The following is a 19,945-nucleotide window of genomic DNA, read 5'->3' as shown; positions in this document are numbered from 1 at the left end:
TCTTGATTATTTAAAAGGTTACGTTTAATCCGAATACAAATGATTTAGACAGAGGATATGTACCATAATCGATACCAGGAGTCAATGAACCGCCTTTCATATTCACTTCCGGATTGTATCCGCTATATTTTGTAAAAGTGAAAGGATTCTGAGTAGAGAAATAAACTCTTGCCCGGCTGATTCCTACATTGGTAAGCAATGATTTAGGCAGCGTATATCCAAAAGTGATATTCTTAATTCTCATATAAGAACCATCTTCAATATGCCAGGTAGAAGTAGTACCATTCATACCCGTTGCACTTCTGTTTGCACGAACTACATAGCCGCTACCCGGATTACTTTCTGATTGCCAGCGGTTCAAAGCATCGACCTGACAGTTATTTCCTCCTTCCATATTATCAATATAGCGACGGAATATATTGGCAATCTTATTACCTTGTACACCTTGTAGGGCAATAGAGAGATCAAACCACTTATATTTCAACTCTGTAGAGAAACCATACGTAAACTTCGGCATGTAATTTCCTGTAATAGTACGGTCGTTCTCGTCAATCTCCATATTACCATCCATATCTTTGAAACGGAAGTCTCCCGATTTCGCACCACTGACATAGGCATATTTACGTTGGCTCTTATCCGGATTCTTCGAGTTATCAATCTCTGCCTGATTAGCGAATACACCATCCGTAACCAAAGTATAATAGTTACCGATAGGCTCTCCGACTTTAGTAATGAAAGTCACACTCTCGGAAGTAGTTATCATTTCATCAACACCACCGAGGTCTTTCACTTCATTCCGGTTGGCAGAGATATTAAAGCGATTGTTCCATGTAAAATCTCCCCAAGAATTTGTAGTAGAAATAGCGAATTCAACACCCTTATTATTAACTTTTCCGATATTCATAGGCACTGTACTGAAACCGGAAAACTCGGCAACCGGTACATTCAGTAGCATATCAGTTGTATTACTGTTATATAAATCCAGTTCTAAAGTCAACATATTGAACAGTCCTATTTCCAGACCCAGATTGAACATAGCAGTCTTCTCCCAACCTAAATCAGGATTTCCAGCTGTTGCAGGACGTAAACCGCTGGCCAAAGTGCCATCAGCTTTTCCAAACACATAATTGTCTTCCGATAACGTGGCGTAATACTCGTAATTTCCAATATTGAAATTACCACTGATACCGTAGCTCGCACGCAATTTCAAGGAAGTAAGCCATTTTATATCTTTCATAAAATCTTCTTCACTGATATACCATCCGGCAGAAGCTGACGGAAACATACCCCAGCGGTTATTCTTTCCAAAACGGGAAGATCCATCCATACGAGCAGCAGCTGATAATAAATATTTGCCCTTATATGAATATTGCACACGTGCCAATGCCGATAACAACGACCATTCGTAAGCAGTTGCACTCCAGCTTGTAATAGCAGATGCTGCATTCATAGTATGTACCAAGTCATTAGGATAACCATTACCGGCCAGCAATGAAGTGTTCACAGATTCTTTCTGTGCAGTCCATCCGGCTATGGCAGACAAATTATGCACATCCTTAATGACTGTAGTATATGACAATGTATTTTCCCATACCCAGTTCAACATATTCTTATCACGCTTCGACCCTTCCGGCACTGAAGGCGGAAGTCTGTCTAAAGAAGTAGGCAAAGTGGAAGGTCTGTAATAAGAACGGCTGTAGCTGTTGAAATCCACACCGAAACTTGTCTTGAATTTCAGATTCTTATAGAGTTCATATTCCCCATAGACATTCCCCATAAAACGGTAACGCTTCATCTGGTCTTCCTTTTCGTTTGCCAAAGCTACAGGATTTACAATCTGCGGATGCTTATACTGCCAGTTCCATTGATCGAAATTATAAGAACCGTCGGCATTGTACACCGGCATAGTAGGTGACATGGCCAATGCCGAAGCTACAATTGTTTCTTCTTTATATCTGTCTTCTGTCGGAACAATGTTATACACTGAATAATTAAAAGACAGATTAGTACCGAAAGTGAATTTCTTATAATTAGCATCGACTTTTCCTCTGGCTCCCATCTGTTCAAAATCCGAACCGATAACAATACCCTGCTCCTTCATGTAATTACCGGAAATAAAATATCTGGCAGCTTTGTTTCCTCCGGACAGAGAAAGATTATGACTTGTGACGATTCCTGTTCTCATAACCTCGTCTTGCCAATCCGTATTCGTCAGTCCGGTTTCACCATTGATATATGGCATTATTTCGGGAGGCAGCAAATAAGCCTGATTGATAACATCCGGTTTCTTTCCCAACTTCTGGTTACGAACTTCATTAGAATCATTGATGCTACCTTCAATACCTTTACTTTCCAGCAAATCAAGATAAGCATTGTTGTGTCCGTCATAGGAGAGCCAAGCATATTCATACGCATCCAGCATATCTATCTTTTTAGTACGTTGCTGGAAACCTACATATCCATCATATTGCACGGTAGGCTTCATATCCTTGCCTTCCTTACCTTGCTTAGTAGTAATAATAACTACACCATTTGCACCTCTTGATCCATAAATGGCTGCCGCCGAAGCATCTTTCAAAACTTCAATGGACTCAATGTCATTCATATTAATGGAGCTCAAAGGAGACACATTCTGTCCTGTACCATTTCCTGCTTCACCGGACATGGGGAAACCATCTACCACATACAACGGTTCCGTACCGGCAGTAATACTACCACTACCTCTTACCTTAATAGATAATCCTCCCCCCGGAATACCATTCGGTTGTGAAACCTGCACACCGGTCATCTTACCAACAAGAGCCTGATCCACACTGGAAACCGGAACTGCCAATTCGCTCGCTTTCATTGAGGAGATAGAGGTGGTTACATCGCGTTTACGTTGTACACCGTATCCCACCACTACGACTTCATCCAACATTTCGCTATCTTCCTTCAAAGTGACATTTTGCAAGGCTTTGTCATTAGCTTTAAATGTCAATGTCTGGTAGCCAATGAATGAAATGGTTACTTCTGCATTTTCCGGAACATTGGCTAAAGTATATTCACCGTCAATGTTTGTAATTGCCCCCAATGTCGTTCCTTGTATTGCCACACTCGCCCCAATCACCGGTTCACCATTTTCATCAATGATCTTTCCGGTGATTGATCTTACTTTTGTTTGGTCATCACCCGGCATTAGCTTTTTGAGAGAAATCACAATCATCTTATTCTTTAGATTCACCTCCAATGATTTGTCAAGGATAGATGACAATGCCTCTACGACGGGAGTATTTTCAAAAGTCGCATTAACCTTTTTATTCTCGTTTATTTCATCTTTCTGATAGATAATGGACAGCCCTGTTTGACTCTCTATTTCCTTCAATACAGTTTTCAATGTTTGTTCCTTAAAAACTTTACTGACTGTCTGGGCATTTACTGACAATGCACCAAAGCTGAGCAAGAACAAAAGGAATAAGCATAGAATTGTTTTTCGGTTGTTCATAGCTTTTTCTTGATTTAATTAGTTGTTACAAAATTGATTTTATTCTCTGATATATATATCCTTTCCTCTACGTTCGACGGTTATCGGGATGATCTCCTGCAAAGCAGCCATCACCTCTCCTATCGTCTCACGGTTTCTTAATGAAATGCGGAAGCGTTTGGCACCTACCTGTTCCGATTCCAAACTGATATTGACGTCATACTGGCGGGATAGCTTCGCTACCAGTTCTTTCAACGTAATATCCTCAAATTCAATCCGATTTTCCGACCAGGCTTTCCATTGCTTCACATCGTTACGGGTACGTGTGATTTTTCCGGTAGCCATATCCAACTTTACAAATTCACCGGGTATCATCTCCATACGCTGTTCCCCACGATGGATTTCTACAACTCCTTCTATCAGTGCCGTAGTGACAACTGAGTCTTCAGGATAGGCGGAAACATCGAATTTAGTTCCTTTTACTACTACATCATATCCGCAGGTCTGTACCGTGAATTCGGCCTTTTCCTTCTTCGTAACTTCAAAATAAGCCTCACCGCTAAGTATCACTTTACGATTCCGCTCGTTGAACTTATCCGAATACTTCAATATGGAACCAGCATTCAGCCATACCACTGTACCATCTGCCAAAGTCATCTTACTCTTTTCTCCGTAGGGAGCTTCGAATACGAAATAATCTTCGGTAGTAGATAAGGAAGCAATGTTCCAAATGCCCAACGTAGCCCCGGCAGTAAGCACCACAATGGCAGCTACGGCAGCCGCCCCGCGCCAGAAGCTGAAATTGCGACGAGACAACATCGGCATAATAGCCTCTTGCGTGCGAAGGCGGCGTTGCAAACGTTGCCATTCTTGCATGGTCTGTTCGTCCCCTTCATTAGTAACCTTCCATTCTTTTTCCCACTGGCGAAACCGCAAGCGGTTTTCCTCCGCTTGCTCAATGTAGTTGAACAAGAGTTTCTCTTCCGCCTTTGAAATTTGTCCTTCAAAGTAGCGGATCGCCAATTCGTGAATGATTGTTTCTGTTTTCATAAATTCTCTTTCTATAGGATGTAACAACTAATTTTAATTCTACCCAACCCCGGAAAAAGAAAAAAGCAGAAAATTATCAGTTTTCTACTTTTTCTCTTCCTAGTTATTCTGTTTATTCGTTCATAATCACCCAAGCTAAGACCATTATATAAATGTCTACCGGATACTTATCCTTGAAGTGACGTTCAAAAAGGGCAAGGGCTTTAGAAATATGTTTCTCCACGGCTGTAGTGGATATTTGTAGTTTATCGGCTATTTCTCTGTTCTTGAGATGTGTGAACCGACTCAGCAGGAAGACTTCGCGGCAACGTTCAGGAAGCTGACCTATGACGAGCTTGATTTGCTCCTGCAATTCATCATAGAGAAGTTTATTATCTGCATCAAAGGTGAAGTCGGTATAGTAAAGCCGTTCTTCCCCCTCAATGGATGCCAGGTATTCAATCCGGTGTTTCTCTACAATGGATACGTGTTTCAGATAATTCAGGCATCCGTTGCGCACCATCGCAAACAGCAAAGAGGTTATGGAGACTGACGAAAGTAAGTCTCTCTTCTCCCAGAACTTCAGAAAACATTCCTGAATAATATCCCGAACGATTTCTTCATCTTCAATAAAGCGAACAGCATATCCACGCAAACGCGGAAAATAATTTTTAAACAGATAGACGAAGGCTTCTTCGTTTCCCCGTTTTATCTCCTCCAATAAATAGCTATCATCTGAAAAATCAGCCAAATTCTTTTCCATGTTTATATTTTAAGGAACAAAGATTGTTAGAACTGAATAATTAGGTTTTGCAAACCTATTAAAATTTTGTTCCAATACAAAATGAAAAAGAGATTGTTTTTATTCGTTTACTGATTTTGAAGAATACTACCATAATACGTTCACCTTGTCGTAAGGAAACCGAAAGCGCCTCTGCAATATCTTTAGCAGTGATTCGGTTATTTATCCGGATAAATTCCAATACTTCGGCACGCACAAAAAAAAGACGGGGGAGTTTTTTACTCACCCGCCTTCATTCAAACGTTGCCTAAACCTAAAATTCCGCATTTACGTCAAAACAAGGACACTCTTTCGTCCTTTCCCAAGGATCTACAATACCGTTGTAGTTTCTATCAGGACTCAGATCCCGGTGCCCCACCACCCGAGCCTCCGGATAACTCTGCAAAAGGTCCGCCACCAGTCTGTGCATCGCCTCTTTCTGCCGCAAAGTCCGCGTGTCGGCGGGACGTCCGTTCACATCCAAACCGCCCTCATAACACACTCCCAGACTGTTTGCATTGTATCCGCGGGCATGCGCTCCGGGCACATCTTCCGGTCTCATCAGCTCCACCTGTCCCGACTTTCGGATATAATAGTGATACCCCCACGATGAAAAGCCCCTGTAACGGTGCGCCGTATCCACGTCCTGCGCACTGAAATCACTGTCCGCCCTTGTGGCGGAACAGTGAATAATAATCAGATCGATCTTTCTCATAACCGGTATGCCCATTTATATCGTCATAGCATGTGCGCTCAGCGCACCCAACAAAGCAGAAGCCATCGCAATTACAATTTTCAATACCGTATCCCAAGTAATCTTCTTCATAACGATCAGTTTTTAGTGATTGATTTTTTTATTCTTTAATTTCTAACACCTCTGGCGTTAGAATCTATCCCAACGGATCATCTTCAATTCCTCCGTCCCCACTGCCGGAGCCTCCCCCCTCCGAACCATTGCCGCCCGAAGCCGAACCCTGCAAACTCCGGGTCAGCACACGGGTATACGCCATCGTCTTGGCAATATCCGTCAATCCCTTGCCCGGGCGAAAGTTCACTCGTGACTTTTTGATCATAGACGCAGTAAAGTCTTCCGCTTTTTCCACCCCCTTACTGCTGAGTCCCATCTGCAAGGAACCCAAATCTCCCAACCTCACGATGCGTCCCGCTTTCAGCGCACGTTTCGCTTCGTAAATGATGCCCGCCAATGCAGCACGTACATCAGTTTCCGTACACGTGGTACGTCCCGTTATCGCCTCGCACATTTCGTCGAAGTCCAACTCGCCCGAAGCTTGCGCCAAGGCATAATACTTACTCGGCTCATCCTTCTTAGAAGGATTTTTACGAGCCACCACCGAATAATTCATGGATGTTGCCATATCGATTAAATTTTAAAGTGATTGTAAACCATCGATTTACACTGCAAATATACCGGATCGAAGGTACCCCTCAATCGCCAATGAAGCTTTACGAATATTATTGAAATAAACACATCCCAAAACTTTTACAGATCGTTTATTTTCAGTAAATTTACATCATATAAACAATCAATAAATACCAAAAAATGAAAGAAGAAAAAGGCACTTTCACAGTGCGCAGTTACACTAAATCGGAACTCGCTCATCTCTACAATCCACAACTGACCCTTAAAAATGCCACCCAAGTACTTCGCCGCTGGATACTCCACAACGCCGAACTGCATGCCGAACTGATTCTGTTGGGTTATCAGGACCGGAACCGTATTCTCACTCCCCGACAGGTAAAAGTTATAGTCGACCATCTGGGCGAACCTTAAACTTAACTTTACGTGAAAAGCAAAAAGTTATTCCCCGTTATCGGACACATTCGTTAATTTGCATCAAATTTTTTATAAACAATGAAATATTCGTATTATCAAAACAAGAAACAACCGCCTGTCGGCGAAGTGACCGACGAAGAAGTGGTCAACATCATCCGCTACGATGAAAAACTGGCACACATGACCCTTGACATCCGACAGCATCTTACTGCCAATGACATCGCAACCGCTGATTTCATAAAAGGAGAACTTCCTTCCGTCACCTTCTCCGCCCGCTTCACCGGTGGACGCCGGTATGACAAACTCACGGGATACAACGGAGAAATCGTCATCGATCTCGACAAGAAAACTCCCGAAGAACTGGCACGCATTTCAGCAGCCGTCACGGGAAGTCCGTTCACCCATATCAGTTTCACCAGTCCGAAAGGCAACGGCTACAAACTGACCGTACAAACCAGCCTGCCCGACGGCACCCTGCCGCAGTCTCCCGAAGAAGTGCGCAACTACCATGCCCACGCTTACGACCAGGTTGCTGCACTCTACGAAGAACTTTGCCAAACGGATATCGACGAATCGGGCAAAGACATGACACGCATCTGTTATCTGCCCCATGATGAAAACGTTTACCTGAATCCCGCCCCGCAGCTTCTTATTGTCGACCTTAACCGTCCGCTTAGGGAAAAGAAAAAGAAAACTCCCGGACGGAAAAAGGCTGCCGGAACAGCGGAAAGCACAACCTCCCGCCTGAAACCTTCGGATCACATCTGCTACACCCAAAGCGAAAGCCGTTCCCTGCTCAGCCTGCTTCTTTACTACCACGACCATAAAAACAAGTATGAGGAGGGCAACCGCAACAATTACCTGTTCAGGCTGGCTTGCACCTACAACGCTTACGGCATCCCCAAAGAAGAAGTCATTCCCTTCCTGCACCTCAACTTCACCGACCTGCCGCCCGAAGAAATCGACTCCCTGACCGACAGCGCCTACCAGCATGCCGATGAATACAACACCTGCAAACTGACTACTCCGCAATGGAATTTCCTCCGTACCGGACAGTACATCAACAGCCATTACGAAACACGCTACAACCAGATGAAGCACCGCATGGAATGTCGCAAAAAGGGTGAAGACGATTTCGTCATGCTGGATGACATGGTAAGTAACAGCATCTGGATGGAGCTGAACGAAGCCGGTTATCCCTGCAGCGTCAAGAACATGGAGAATCTGATTTATTCCGATTTCAGTTTCTCCTACCATCCCATCCGCGAATATCTGAATCGTCTGCCCCAATGGGACGGCATCGACCACATCGGCCTCCTCGCCGGCAGCGTTCACACCATCCCTGCACAGACGGAGTTCTGGCTGAAAGGTTTCAGGCATTTCCTGGTAGGTATGGTTGCCGCCGCCACACGAGAAGAAGTAGTGAACCACCTTTGCCTCCTGCTATGCAGCAAGCAGAACTTGGGGAAAACCACTTTCATCAACAACATTCTGCCACGTGAGTTGCGAACCGATTATCTCAGCACCGGCATCATCTCCGCCGGAAACAAGGACGACCTCTCCCGCATGTCGGAATATATGCTTATCAACTTCGACGAATTCGAAGGCATGACGGGGCATGAACTAAGTCTGCTGAAGGACCTCATCACCCGGAAGTTCATCAGCATCCGCCTGCCTTATGCCCGCCATACCCAGAACCTGCCGCACTGGGCTTCCTTTGCCGGCACCTGCAACTATCCGCAAGTGTTGTACGACCCCACCGGCAACCGCCGTTTCCTCTGCTACGAAATTGAAAAGATCGACCGCCCCGATATCGACTATCCACAGCTTTATGCCCAGATCAAGCATCTGCTGGACAGTGGTTACCGCTACTGGTTCGAAGCCTACGAGAACGATGAGATAGAGCTCAACAACAAGCCTTTCCTCTTCCAGACTCCCGAAGAGGAAATGGTACTGACGCACTTCCGCAAACCGGAACGTTTCGAGAGTTTCAAGTACATGACGGTAAGTGAAATGGCGGAGGAAATCCGGAACAGAACCGGCTATCAATACAACCATGCCGGAAAGATTCTGATAGGAAAGATCCTCACCAAATACGGTTTCCAGTATGTGACAAGCAAGAACATGAGGCGCTACGAGGTGATACTTCTGGAGGCGGAAAGTGTAAGAAATAATCAGTTGTATCAATAAAGATATACCATTAACCGGATATGTACATCCATAGATGAACCGTTAAACAATTCCCAAAAAGAGAAGAAAAAGAAAGAACAACTTCTCTTTTCGGGAATTATTGACTATATTTGTACTTAAATAAAGAAAACATGAATATTACAGGATCTGAAAAGTTTGAGAAATTCTGCAAAAAGCACAATGATGCACAAACTGCTTTAGAGAAGTAGGTTGAAGAGGTAACAAAAGCTTCTTGGAAGAATCATAACGAATTGAAAAACGATTATTTGTCTGCGGACTATGTAGGGAACAATCGTTATGTATTCAATGTCAAAGGCAATAAATATCGCCTTATTGTTTTGGTTGTATTTTTTGCAGGAAATATCGATATTCGTTTTGTTGGAACCCATTCAGATTATGATGCAATTGATGCAAATAAAATAAAAACTATATAGGAGGCATATATATGAAGATTAAGACAGAAAAAGAATTCCGCGCTTATCAAGCAGAAATGGAAAGCATTATCACTAAAGGTACATCTTTAGGTGATATGGAATTATTGAGTGAGGAAGACAAAACAAAATACATAGCCCTCTCTCAAGCCATCAGCGAATGGGAGGCTGCCTATCATCCACTACCCGGAAGAGTTTCAACTTTGATTATTGATGCTATTCGGGCAAAAATGGAAGCGAATAACTTAAAGCAGAAAGAAACAGCTAAATGTCTGGGAATATCAGAATCCAGAGTCAGCGATATCCTGAATGGTCGTCGTTCATTGAATCTTAATATCGTGAAAAGGTTACGTGATAACTTAGGCATACCGGCTGATTTCATCTTAGATAATATTTCATAAAGTGAAATCATTCTACACTTTCAAACGCATCGAATGGTTAGGTCGAAGTGGGTTATTTCTATAACTTCCCGAATATGTTTAACTATAGTAAGTAATCACTTTCTATTTTTATCTTCCTCACGAAAGTTTTAGAAAGTAACCTATCTCTACCTAACCGTCCCAATAAAAAAGACATCGTTACCATAATTCATAAACAAAAAGTATGATGAAATAAAAGCCTGAGAAACAGACTTCAAAAAGTTGGCGGAAAGTCTCAAAAAAGCGGCGAAAAATTTGAAAAATACCGCCATGTTTTCCAAATCTTTCGCCACTTTTTACTATAACTTCCTTATGAGATTTTCTCTATAATTCTTTAACTGTTATGCTAAAACTGCGGCAAGATTGTTCGTATGCTGCTTTCTGATCTAAGTTCATCAGTTGTTCAATCATAGAACGACCTTTCGCACTAATGCCTTCATCAAACAGAAGTTGATTTTCTATTTCAGTGACAGTAGATCCTTCAATAACTGTTGGATGGGTTATAAAAGAATACATACAGCTACAGTATACGAGCATAGAGATTTCCTATTCTTTAAACCTTATCTCATAACTTTTAGTTACTGCTGAAAAGCGTTTATTATTCAAGAGGTCCTCCCCTTCTTCAAACATAAAAAGATTTCCAAGATATTTGATTCTTCTTAGTTCCTCATTTAGAGTGTTAGTCACAAAAATAATATGATAAAAATTCTTCTCCTGCTTGGCTTTTTCTATCTCCGGTATCGTTATTTCAAAACAATTCTGGTCATCTGCTTTTCCCTTAACCTCAACGAAATTTTTATTTCCAGTCCTGTCAGTATATTCAATGTCATACCCCAGTCCATCAGTACCATGCGGATTGTAACCAGAATAAGCAGGTTCGACATGGGCAGCATATCTTGATACCCATTTAACATTTTCAATGTTCTGATCTTCTTGCAATTTCTCATAAACGATCATTTCAGCTACCATCCCTATAATTAGCTTCTGCCTATTATTCTTTTGCCCATCATATTTTAAAGAGCCATTGCCTGTTCCATATTGCCTGCCTGTTGATTGCATTTTTTCCGGTACACGACTAGGTTTGATATTCTCAATGGCTGGTTTGCATTGATTGGCATATTTCATTGCTACCTGTTCAGGAGGAAGCTGTAATTCTTTAGTAGATATATTTTCTCCCTGCTCTATTAGCCATTGCTTCATTTCCACTTCCGGATACAGATGCAGATTAATCTGCTCTCTTGACATGCCAAGTTTGTGAAATAAAGAAGATAACAGCGGAACATTTTCGTACCGATTGATATTATCAAAATTAACTTCTTCATTTATCTTTCTTACAGTCTCAAGTTCCAATCCCGCCAATGAAGCTATTTCTTTTATATCGACCGTATCATTCACAATAATCCGATCAAAATTAGGTATTTTTTTTGTGATAAAAACAGCTTGCCAGAACTTCTGTAGCTGGGTAAAATCCGAAGCATACAGTATTTGCCGGATTTCCTCTATCCGAGTAACTGATATGTCATAGTCTGCAAGGTAATCTGCTTTATTTTTTGATTTTATAAATTTCCACAAATCAATATTGAATCTTTTTAAATCACGATCCAGCATACTCATAAACAATTCTGTCAAACAGGCAGCAATAAGTTTCGGTTGCCTTAAACTGTCGTTCTTAATATGGAGAATAAAATTTCTTCTGGTTTTCTCAATATAATAATCAGATTCAATAATCAAACCAGACAGTTCGCCAACAGATATTTCGGTCTCTACTTTTTCTTTTTTCCAGACCTCTACAAGCTTCAGCGCTTCAAGGTATGAAGACATAGAAATATCAAAATTATATTCCAGCAATGCAATTGCTTGCGGCAAATCAGTAAAAAACTCTATTAAGAAAAATTCCTTTAAGGCAGGAGATTCAACTAAGTTTTTAGTTATTGAGTTAGAAAAACGCCTCCCTATTTTTGCCGCAATTTTCCCAAATGTATTCCTATCCCGATTGGTGAAATGCGGTTGTATTTCTGCTCGGACAGATTCAGGTAACAAGTCATAGTTAAGTTTATCGTCAATATAATAGATATTTTCCGGATACTCCCATTTTGACCTTCCAGTGGTTTCATTAATGGCCAACATAGGTGTATTGCAAATTGTCCTCACATCATTATCCGAAATTTCATTCCTGTCATAGAAATCAAAAACCTTGCTTAATATACGATTATAGAAATCTGTAAAATCCTTCCCTTCAGGTATATATTTATGGTATCTATTATAAATATGTTTGAGAAGCCGATTAAAATTATCCACAGTATTTCCATCCAAATGACACAACCCTACCGACTCTATAAAATCACGATTATTTTCAAAATCGATTGGAAACAGCCTGAGATATTTAGATATAACTTTATTATGAACTTTTGAGATATCAGCTAAACGCATTCCTACAATATACGCCAGTGAATACACTTTTTCATCATCGTCCAAAATAATCCACCGCATCTTGGACAATTCTTCGCAAAATGATGAAAATTTCATTATTACAGAGGATTGGGCGTCGTGCTTATAGCTAAAACCATTGGAATATTTCATTTTAGGCAACCACGTAGCGCTCATAAGGGATTTATAAAGTTCCCAATTTTCTACAATTGTATCAGTAAACCATTTTGTATACTTTACGGGTTTGTCCAGCATACGGTCATTCTCAATATAAAAAGGCGTATCACTAAGGTGCGTGTTACGCTGGATGTGCTTCACCCGGATATTACCATTTCCACGGGATGCGGTCTGCACATCACTGCTGATATAAAATGCCGGTATCTCCCATACTCCACACAACTTAAGGAAATCTTCAACACAAGTTTCCGCTTCTATTTCTTCCTCTCCCAGTTCCTCTTGCTTAAATACGGTTTCATCAACAAAATAGCCCTCAGGATATAATTCCCGCAATTCTTCTTTATCAAAATAGACCGGATGCTTAAAAGGTGATATCCAATCTTTTTGGCCTTTGACAGGAAGCTGTATCTTTTCTTTTATATCCAGCTCGGATCGTGCATCTTGTGGGTTCAGATGATAGATAGCATTCAGTATATCTACATTAGGAACAGTCTTTTCATCGAATAATTTTAGCAACCTTCGGATCAACTCATTAGTATTAAACTCTTTCACCGCAATACGTGTCTCTCTAATTTCGAGTTTTATACCATTATGCATAAAGTGCACATACTTCTGGATGCTGGCAGGTAGTGAAACCGGATTCCTCCGACCTCCATAAAAAACATCCTCATCGTCGGATATCAATTTCCAGTTATTGGTCAACAATATCCTCTTGCCTGAGACATTTAAATTTTTATGCCTATCAATATATCGGTAAAGGTTCTGAAAAAAGTCAAGATTTTTAGATTTTGCCTGTTTTTTAGCCTCTTGTTCGATGCCACTGGCAATATCTTCATAACTTAAGTAATATATATCAAACTCTGCTATCAACCATTCAACGACAGGGGCCGACCCAATATAGATAATTGGTTTACCATCAAACCGATCATCAGGAAAAAGTCCTTTATCGAATCCATCTGCAACAATCACTTCTGATGTTTTATAATATTTCCGTGAGTGTTGATCATAAATGAATTTTTGCCCCTTCAATGTCTCAACCAGTCCATCATAAAGTTCTTCCAGTCCGGCGTCTTCATTCCTTTTAAAACAAAGAATTTCGTTTGTATTGTATTTTCCCCTCTTTAATAATTTCAGCATATCACTCCCAATATACTCACCTATTTTACGAAGCAGGTATCGGTTCAAAGGTGACTTGCGAAGCCGTGTTCGTTCCGGATTAACTAAAAAATAACTATGTATCATAAAGCGAAAGCCGGAACGAATATTGAGAGGGTAAAACAAGTACAATTTTGCATTTGCATCAGGTACAAATAAATTCTTCTCATCAAGTTCAAGCACAATATGAATATCAATAGATGTGCTATTACTGTATATTTCCTTTTCTTTTCCTTCAAGACTATTCAGAATATCGTCAGGAAGAAAGTTTTTTTCATTTGGGACGTAATACCTGAATCGGTTCAGTATTTCCTTACCATTATCAACAACTATAAGATTTTTCCGGATATCCTTCTGGATATTATATATCGTCCTTTGAGTTGGAGTTGTAAAATCTACTTTCTGTATGTTACCCAACAACACAAGTTGCTTGGCTTTAATTTCTCCGAAATCAGCACAAATTTTTTCTTCTGCAAAACTTTCTTTAAGAGGAAGTTCAATCTTTGTGACAATACCTTTCTCTCGCTCTTCGCTTGTCAATGCTCTTGAACGGTAATGAGGGAAAAAGAATAATGGCAATTGATTTTCAACAAGGTTACTATTATACTGACTCAGCACTTCCATCGTAAGCTTCCTATCAAAATATATAGCCCCTCCAGTGGTAACGATACGAGGTGTATCTGAAACTTCCAGCGTCGATTTAAAACCAATACCTTTGAATCCAATAAAGTCTAGGCTTTGTTTCGGACTCTGCCCAATGGAAGTGATCGATGCAATCCCCTCCTCACTGAAAGGAGCACCTGTGTTTGCTATTGACAGTACATTGTCTTTAAGTTCAATATAAATATCCCCCTCTTGTGATGCCTCCTTGTTGGCGTCTCTCACATTTTGTATTAATTCGAAGAAGTAACGACCTTCATACGCTTGTTGAAGATATTTTTCTGCTTCACAGATGGTTTTCAGTCCCCGTTCAGAATTCCTACAGGAATCTTCAAACAATGATAATGTTTTTTCCTTTATACCCATAAAACCAGTTTGTCTCAAGATTTATTTTCCCCTCACGACTATTCCACAAGATTAACTAACGAGACAAAGATAATAAAAGCAAAACTAATTTAACAATAAAGAGATAAAAAAGATAGAGAATACATCAATTATGACTGAAAATCTGACTCACAAAATATTGAGGGGAAAAGGCGGATTACTCCGCCTTCCATCATTCATCCTCCGGCAACTCTCCTGTCCGTATCCACTTTGCATAGGACAGCAACGTTTCTCTGCTCACAATCTTTCCCGTCTTTACATTCACCACATCTATCACCGAAGCCAGCGAATGGATAATCTGTGTATAATTTTCCACTCCATTGTAGCGCAACTTCCCTTGCTCTATCAACTTTACAATGACTCTGGCAATCTCCTTCGGATGGCCGTAATACTCTAACCTTGCAGGTGTATCATGCTTTTCTACCTGCCGAAGCTGCCGGAGCAGACTTTTTTTTCTCTACACTAACCAGCAACTCTTCAACGAGTGCGTACTCGCGTTCACTGGTAATTTTCAATTCATCACGCAATTCTTCTAATTCCATAAATATTATTTTTTAATTTTTATCCTCAGGTAAGCACGGTCATCAAAGGAGCAGTTTCCTTTCTTTATCCCTTTCGTGCTCTTATACAACCGTATACACAAAGGATCTTTTTCTAAAATATCTGCAAGATAACATTCCGATTCATGCAAGGTAGAATATAGATGAGGATAACCGTCAGAAGACAATACCACCTCTTCCGCATCACCCACAGGGAAAATATTCACCTGTTTCATCTGCACGGGAAAGCCGTCAAAGACAGGGAAGGCATACCGCTGGCCTTCTATCGGACAATTCTGCAAAACAGCCTGTTTCTGCAGAAAAGGATAGATAAATTCCCGTCCCGGATCGTGAGATTCCAGATCTTTCACCGTAGCCCCGTCCAGCAAAGCTACTTCATTGACAGCCGCACGGGCATTCGCCATAATAGCATCAATCTCTTTCTCATTAGAGGAATACAGATTGCCAATGATACACTGGCAATCGCCCACCTGCCATACTTCATTCCGGGCATAGCTATAAATCACGCCATTGGCCGTGAAACGTTTACCCGGCTCCGACTTTAGCTCATCAAGTAAATTATGCTCTACATAGAAATCATGTATTTTCTTTGTTATCCGGCTAATAGCCTCAACAGCATCAATATCCTTCGGAAAATCACGTATAGCCTCCAAAGCAAGCTCCATAGCCAGCCGACCGGTTTTCTTACCCTCGTAGGTGAAGGTAGATTTAGCCGTAGCCCCGTCAATCACCGCTGCAAAGTAAGGCGTAACAATAATGCCATCCTCATTAGTCTGCGGACTTTGCTTGCCTTTCAGGAAACACTCCTCAACCATAAAGTGAGGAACGGAAGGAGCCTGAAATTCATTCTCCGACTGTAGATAGGTCCAATCGCGTTTACAATCCATTACTTTCGATTTATGTTTCAAATAGTCAATCAGGTACGCCGGGCGGTCTGTTTGCAAGATTGTTGCACCTAAATTGTCAATCAAATAACCATAACCTTTATCCCGGTTTGCCAGTGAACAGTCGTCATCATGCCCGCCCGCATGGGTATCCCACAAGGTGTTATACCAGATATGGGATTTCCCGGCCATTATCTTCTTCACTTCGTAAGGCAACAGGTTGGTATCATGGGCGAACTTAAATTCAATAGCCACCGGTTTCAACACCCGAAGATAGTCATTTAACTTCTGAATGGCATCTTCTTCATCCAAATTAACTTTCGGCATGAAAACCACCTTATCCAGATATTTCCCGTAATCACGTTTCACATCTTCCGCCGGAGCATTACTTTTCATGATCACCAAGTTGGTGGTTCCCGTCTTTTCTAACAGTTCATACACCTGGTCGAAATAATCAAAAGCTTTATCCAGGTTCAGCATCACCTTCCCTTTGGCTGTCAATAATGCTTCTTCCAAAGTGGGAACCTTATAAATGGTCTTGATATGACACCCATTCCGCAAACGCAACGCTTTAATTTCGGCTAAAGTATGATCTTCTGGTTTCCCTTTTCCGGTAGTAGTACGGTCGAGCGTTTTATCATGCAACAAAATCAGATGTCCGTCTTTGGTACGGGCAAGATCCACCTCCACAATATCCACTCCCATCCGGATGGCATTCTCTATGGCTTCCAATGAATTTTCGCAAGCATTGCGCCAATCGCCACGGTGAGCGACAACAAGTACTTCCTTACTATTCGATTCAAATAATTTAGAACGTATCTGTACCAATCTTGAAACCTTCTCCCCTGACAGTTCCAAATATTTCTTCGCATACCGTTTTCCTAATTCTCTTTGCGACCGTGTATCAAAGTGGAATTCATCAATATTAGTCAGCCCTTCGGAAGAAACAAGTCCAGCATAAGGTATGCTATCGGGAATCAAAGCAATTTTTTCTACGATATGCGAATAGTCCGGATTCCAGCGTCCTATTTCTCCTGCAATAAATGGCAAATCCGGAATCCCCAAATCACTACGCAAATCAGCAACCAATGTATTCAGATGATTCAGATAGTTCTGATAATCATCCCGGTTAGACTCCCCTTGATGCCAAATGATAGCTGCCGGTTTCAGGTCAGAGCGCTCGCGCAAAGCTTGTTTGATACGTAACAATGTTTTCTCATAATATCCGGCAGTATCGTTTTTCATAAAACGCTCTAAAGCGGTTCCTCCACGCGCATTGACCACAAGAAATATAGTATCCTGTAATTGCTCAGACAATGTTTCAGCAAAAGTATATCCAGGGCCCAACTTCTGCATAGCGATATCCTTGCGGATATTCGAAAAACAATTCAATGGGTTTCGGACCACTTCAAAATGCCCATCGGCATTCAGCAGTTTTACTATTGGGCAAGCTGCCATATCCGCATCTTCCACCGGTGCTCTGCCTGACATATTAGACTGTCCGAGCAGAATAAACAAACGTTTATGGGCACTTGCCTGGGAAACGACCAAGGTAGTAACCAACAGAAATAAAAATATATCTATTTTCTTCATACTTATTTTGGAAAAGAAAGGAATAAAAGAGTGATAATGTGGTAAGGTGATAGGGTGATAAAGTGGCTGCGCTATATATTACAGAGTGTTATCCCGCTACCACCTTATCACATTTTGTTCATATCCGCTCAGTAATGAACTAAATTCAACTTCTGATTCGCATTATTAAATTAATAGTAACCTTCATTTTGTTCCTCTTCAATCTTTCCTGCCGGTTTTAAACGGTCAATATGATTCTGAGGGATAGGACGCAGTTTATGAAAAGGCTTCATTGTGCCCGCAGCTTTGGCCTCTTTATTAAATTTCATAACCCAATCGTATAGAACGCCACAACGTACCAAATCTTCCCAACGGTAAAGTTCACCTAATAACTCACGTCCTCTCTCATCTAAAATAAAAGTAATGAAATCTGTTTTTAGATCATCCGGGGTCACCTTTATCAAATCATAGGTGCTTTCCATATTTCCCATCTCTCCACCTTCCTCTCTCCAGTATTGAGGGGCTTTCACTTCACCAGCAGCCCATGCAGCCCGCTTTCTGATTACATTAATATATTTAGCCGCCAATTCATAGTCTCCTTTTCTTCCTGCTGCCTCAGCCGCTATCAAATAGGTTTTGCCTAAACGCATACGTACCCATTCACGTGCACCAGCTTGTGTATTTTTATCCGGTCGTGTAGGATCAAGATGTTTAAGCAATACAGGGTGTCCTTCTATGTCATGCATTTCATAGGGCATATATACATATTTAAAGTTAGCGAGATACTTCTTCATTTCCAGTGTACCGGGTTGAAGTCCGCACTTATGTACAGAAAAATAAATAGCCGTATCTCCTAACTCAATTTTTTTCTTTCCGGTAACTTGCCCTTTAGCGGGATCAGGGGTGAAATAAACCTCCCCGTTATAGGATAAAGTTTCCCATTTAGACAGCGTCTTTTCATTGTTCGCATAAAAAACCATTTTGAAACTCTTATAAAAACGAGAATCATTTTTACGGTCGAAAAGAGTGAGTAAAGTTTTATCTGTCGGACGAATCATTCCATAAGGACGTCCATTTGCAATATCACGTATCATACCCGGTTGCAACTCATACATAGCCGCATTCCAATAAAGATGAAGCCAATTTCCGTCATCATTATACAGTGGATTATTCGTAAATTGCACTGCATAAATTACTTCAGAATTACCCTGATTCCTCATGTCCCATAAGTCTGCATAGTTACTCATTAATTTGTGTACACCTCCATTCTCCGGTAATACACTTTCTGCGTAATAAAGACAACTATCTAAGTCAGTTGGTTTCATGCCACGAATATCAGTTTCTGCACTGGCACGAGTTAAATATACTTTAGCAAGCAGGTGTGCAGCAGCATCTTTTGAGGCTCTTCCTCCATTTACAGGTTTCGTAAGAAGTAATGGTTCTGCAATTCTCAAATCACTAATAATCCGGTTGTAAACATCTGCTATAGGTGCCCGTTTATAATCAGTCCTTACTTCAAAATTACCTTCTGTTTCCAAAGGTATTTTACCAAAATGTTGCACCAAATCAAAATAAAAATAAGCACGCAAGAAATGTAATTCTCCCAAACTTTGATTTCTTTTAGACTCAGATAATTCTGAGCTTTTTCCCACTTGACTTATAGCAATATTAGCCGTACTAATTGCTTTATAATGATTCTCCCAAAATTCATAAAGAACCTTCAAGGACGGATTCATAAACCCGGATTCGTAACGATTAAAAGATTCACGGGTTTTACCGTCACGAGCTTCGGTAAACAAATCCACCCCCATCTCCGTCATCATATTATATCTGGTTTTACTCCCCCCCATCGCATATATGAATAAGTAGCAACTAATGCTGCATCAATTCCTTTCTCGGTAGAATAAAAATCATATGTCAGTTTCGAAGAATCATCTTCATGCAGCCAATCACTACAACCTGATGCCATGAAGGCAAATATCAACATGATACTAATATATCTTACTTTCATATTTCAA

Annotated in this window: 15 protein-coding genes and 2 pseudogenes; 4 read left to right on the top strand and 13 right to left on the bottom strand. The window is 41.0% G+C overall.

Going from position 1 to position 19,945, the window contains the following annotated elements; all coding sequences use genetic code 11:
• Positions 1 to 10: 10 nt before the first annotated feature.
• The 6 genes from DW182_RS01050 to DW182_RS01030 form a co-directional block, all read right to left on the bottom strand.
• Positions 11 to 3,484: a TonB-dependent receptor gene (locus DW182_RS01050; protein ID WP_118294367.1), complete on the bottom strand. Its 3,474-nt coding sequence runs from the start codon at positions 3,482 to 3,484 to the stop codon at positions 11 to 13.
• 39 nt (positions 3,485 to 3,523) lie between these two features.
• On the bottom strand, positions 3,524 to 4,513 hold the full coding sequence (locus tag DW182_RS01045; protein ID WP_118294366.1) for a FecR family protein: 990 nt from the start codon (positions 4,511 to 4,513) through the stop codon (positions 3,524 to 3,526).
• Between the two features lie 112 nt (positions 4,514 to 4,625).
• Positions 4,626 to 5,243 carry an RNA polymerase sigma-70 factor gene (locus DW182_RS01040; RefSeq protein ID WP_199678532.1) on the bottom strand — a complete coding sequence of 206 codons (618 nt, stop codon included), beginning with the start codon at positions 5,241 to 5,243 and terminating at the stop codon, positions 4,626 to 4,628.
• Between the two features lie 304 nt (positions 5,244 to 5,547).
• Positions 5,548 to 5,988, bottom strand: a complete 441-nt coding sequence (locus tag DW182_RS01035) for an N-acetylmuramoyl-L-alanine amidase (protein WP_118294530.1) — start codon at positions 5,986 to 5,988, stop codon at positions 5,548 to 5,550.
• 15 nt (positions 5,989 to 6,003) lie between these two features.
• Entirely contained in the window at positions 6,004 to 6,099 is a 96-nt protein-coding gene (locus DW182_RS22080; RefSeq protein WP_021968155.1) for a smalltalk protein, read from the bottom strand.
• Positions 6,100 to 6,163: 64 nt separating this feature from the next.
• Positions 6,164 to 6,649, bottom strand: a complete 486-nt coding sequence (locus tag DW182_RS01030) for an HU family DNA-binding protein (RefSeq protein ID WP_007664074.1) — start codon at positions 6,647 to 6,649, stop codon at positions 6,164 to 6,166.
• Positions 6,650 to 6,834: 185 nt separating this feature from the next.
• On the opposite strand from DW182_RS01030, the gene DW182_RS01025 reads away from it, so the two are divergent.
• The 4 genes and pseudogenes from DW182_RS01025 (at position 6,835) to DW182_RS01010 (ending at position 10,090) form a co-directional block, all read left to right on the top strand.
• Positions 6,835 to 7,065, top strand: a complete 231-nt coding sequence (locus tag DW182_RS01025; protein WP_021968156.1) for a DUF4248 domain-containing protein — start codon at positions 6,835 to 6,837, stop codon at positions 7,063 to 7,065.
• A gap of 81 nt (positions 7,066 to 7,146) precedes the next feature.
• Positions 7,147 to 9,258: a BT4734/BF3469 family protein gene (locus DW182_RS01020; protein ID WP_118294364.1), complete on the top strand. Its 2,112-nt coding sequence runs from the start codon at positions 7,147 to 7,149 to the stop codon at positions 9,256 to 9,258.
• A 224-nt stretch (positions 9,259 to 9,482) separates the two neighbouring features.
• Positions 9,483 to 9,692, top strand: a pseudogene (locus DW182_RS22385) (type II toxin-antitoxin system HigB family toxin); the annotation flags it as partial.
• 11 nt (positions 9,693 to 9,703) lie between these two features.
• Positions 9,704 to 10,090 (top strand): type II toxin-antitoxin system HigA family antitoxin, encoded by a 387-nt coding sequence (locus DW182_RS01010; RefSeq protein WP_007664081.1) that lies wholly within the window; start codon positions 9,704 to 9,706, stop codon positions 10,088 to 10,090.
• A 378-nt stretch (positions 10,091 to 10,468) separates the two neighbouring features.
• Here DW182_RS01010 and DW182_RS22380 read toward each other — a convergent pair.
• The 7 genes and pseudogenes from DW182_RS22380 to DW182_RS22745 all read right to left on the bottom strand — a co-directional run.
• A pseudogene (locus DW182_RS22380) lies at positions 10,469 to 10,624 on the bottom strand (cell filamentation protein Fic); the annotation flags it as partial.
• 30 nt (positions 10,625 to 10,654) lie between these two features.
• Complete coding sequence (locus DW182_RS01000) at positions 10,655 to 14,893, bottom strand: DUF3883 domain-containing protein (protein ID WP_118294363.1); 4,239 nt, start codon at positions 14,891 to 14,893, stop codon at positions 10,655 to 10,657.
• Positions 14,894 to 15,083: 190 nt separating this feature from the next.
• A complete protein-coding gene (locus tag DW182_RS22375) occupies positions 15,084 to 15,227 on the bottom strand; it encodes a hypothetical protein (protein ID WP_230372527.1) in 144 nt (47 codons plus the stop codon).
• 94 nt (positions 15,228 to 15,321) lie between these two features.
• Positions 15,322 to 15,453, bottom strand: a complete 132-nt coding sequence (locus DW182_RS22685) for a hypothetical protein (protein ID WP_255421261.1) — start codon at positions 15,451 to 15,453, stop codon at positions 15,322 to 15,324.
• 5 nt (positions 15,454 to 15,458) lie between these two features.
• Positions 15,459 to 17,948: a sialate O-acetylesterase gene (locus DW182_RS00990; RefSeq protein WP_118294361.1), complete on the bottom strand. Its 2,490-nt coding sequence runs from the start codon at positions 17,946 to 17,948 to the stop codon at positions 15,459 to 15,461.
• A gap of 170 nt (positions 17,949 to 18,118) precedes the next feature.
• Positions 18,119 to 19,750: a RagB/SusD family nutrient uptake outer membrane protein gene (locus DW182_RS00985; protein ID WP_370449788.1), complete on the bottom strand. Its 1,632-nt coding sequence runs from the start codon at positions 19,748 to 19,750 to the stop codon at positions 18,119 to 18,121.
• Positions 19,747 to 19,938: a hypothetical protein gene (locus DW182_RS22745; protein WP_370449787.1), complete on the bottom strand. Its 192-nt coding sequence runs from the start codon at positions 19,936 to 19,938 to the stop codon at positions 19,747 to 19,749. Before DW182_RS22745 ends, DW182_RS00985 begins: the two co-directional genes overlap by 4 nt.
• Positions 19,939 to 19,945 lie beyond the last annotated feature (7 nt).

It is taken from the genome of Bacteroides sp. AM16-24 (assembly GCF_003471885.1).
Taxonomy (GTDB): domain Bacteria; phylum Bacteroidota; class Bacteroidia; order Bacteroidales; family Bacteroidaceae; genus Bacteroides.
This window is presented reverse-complemented; position numbering and strand designations above follow the sequence as displayed.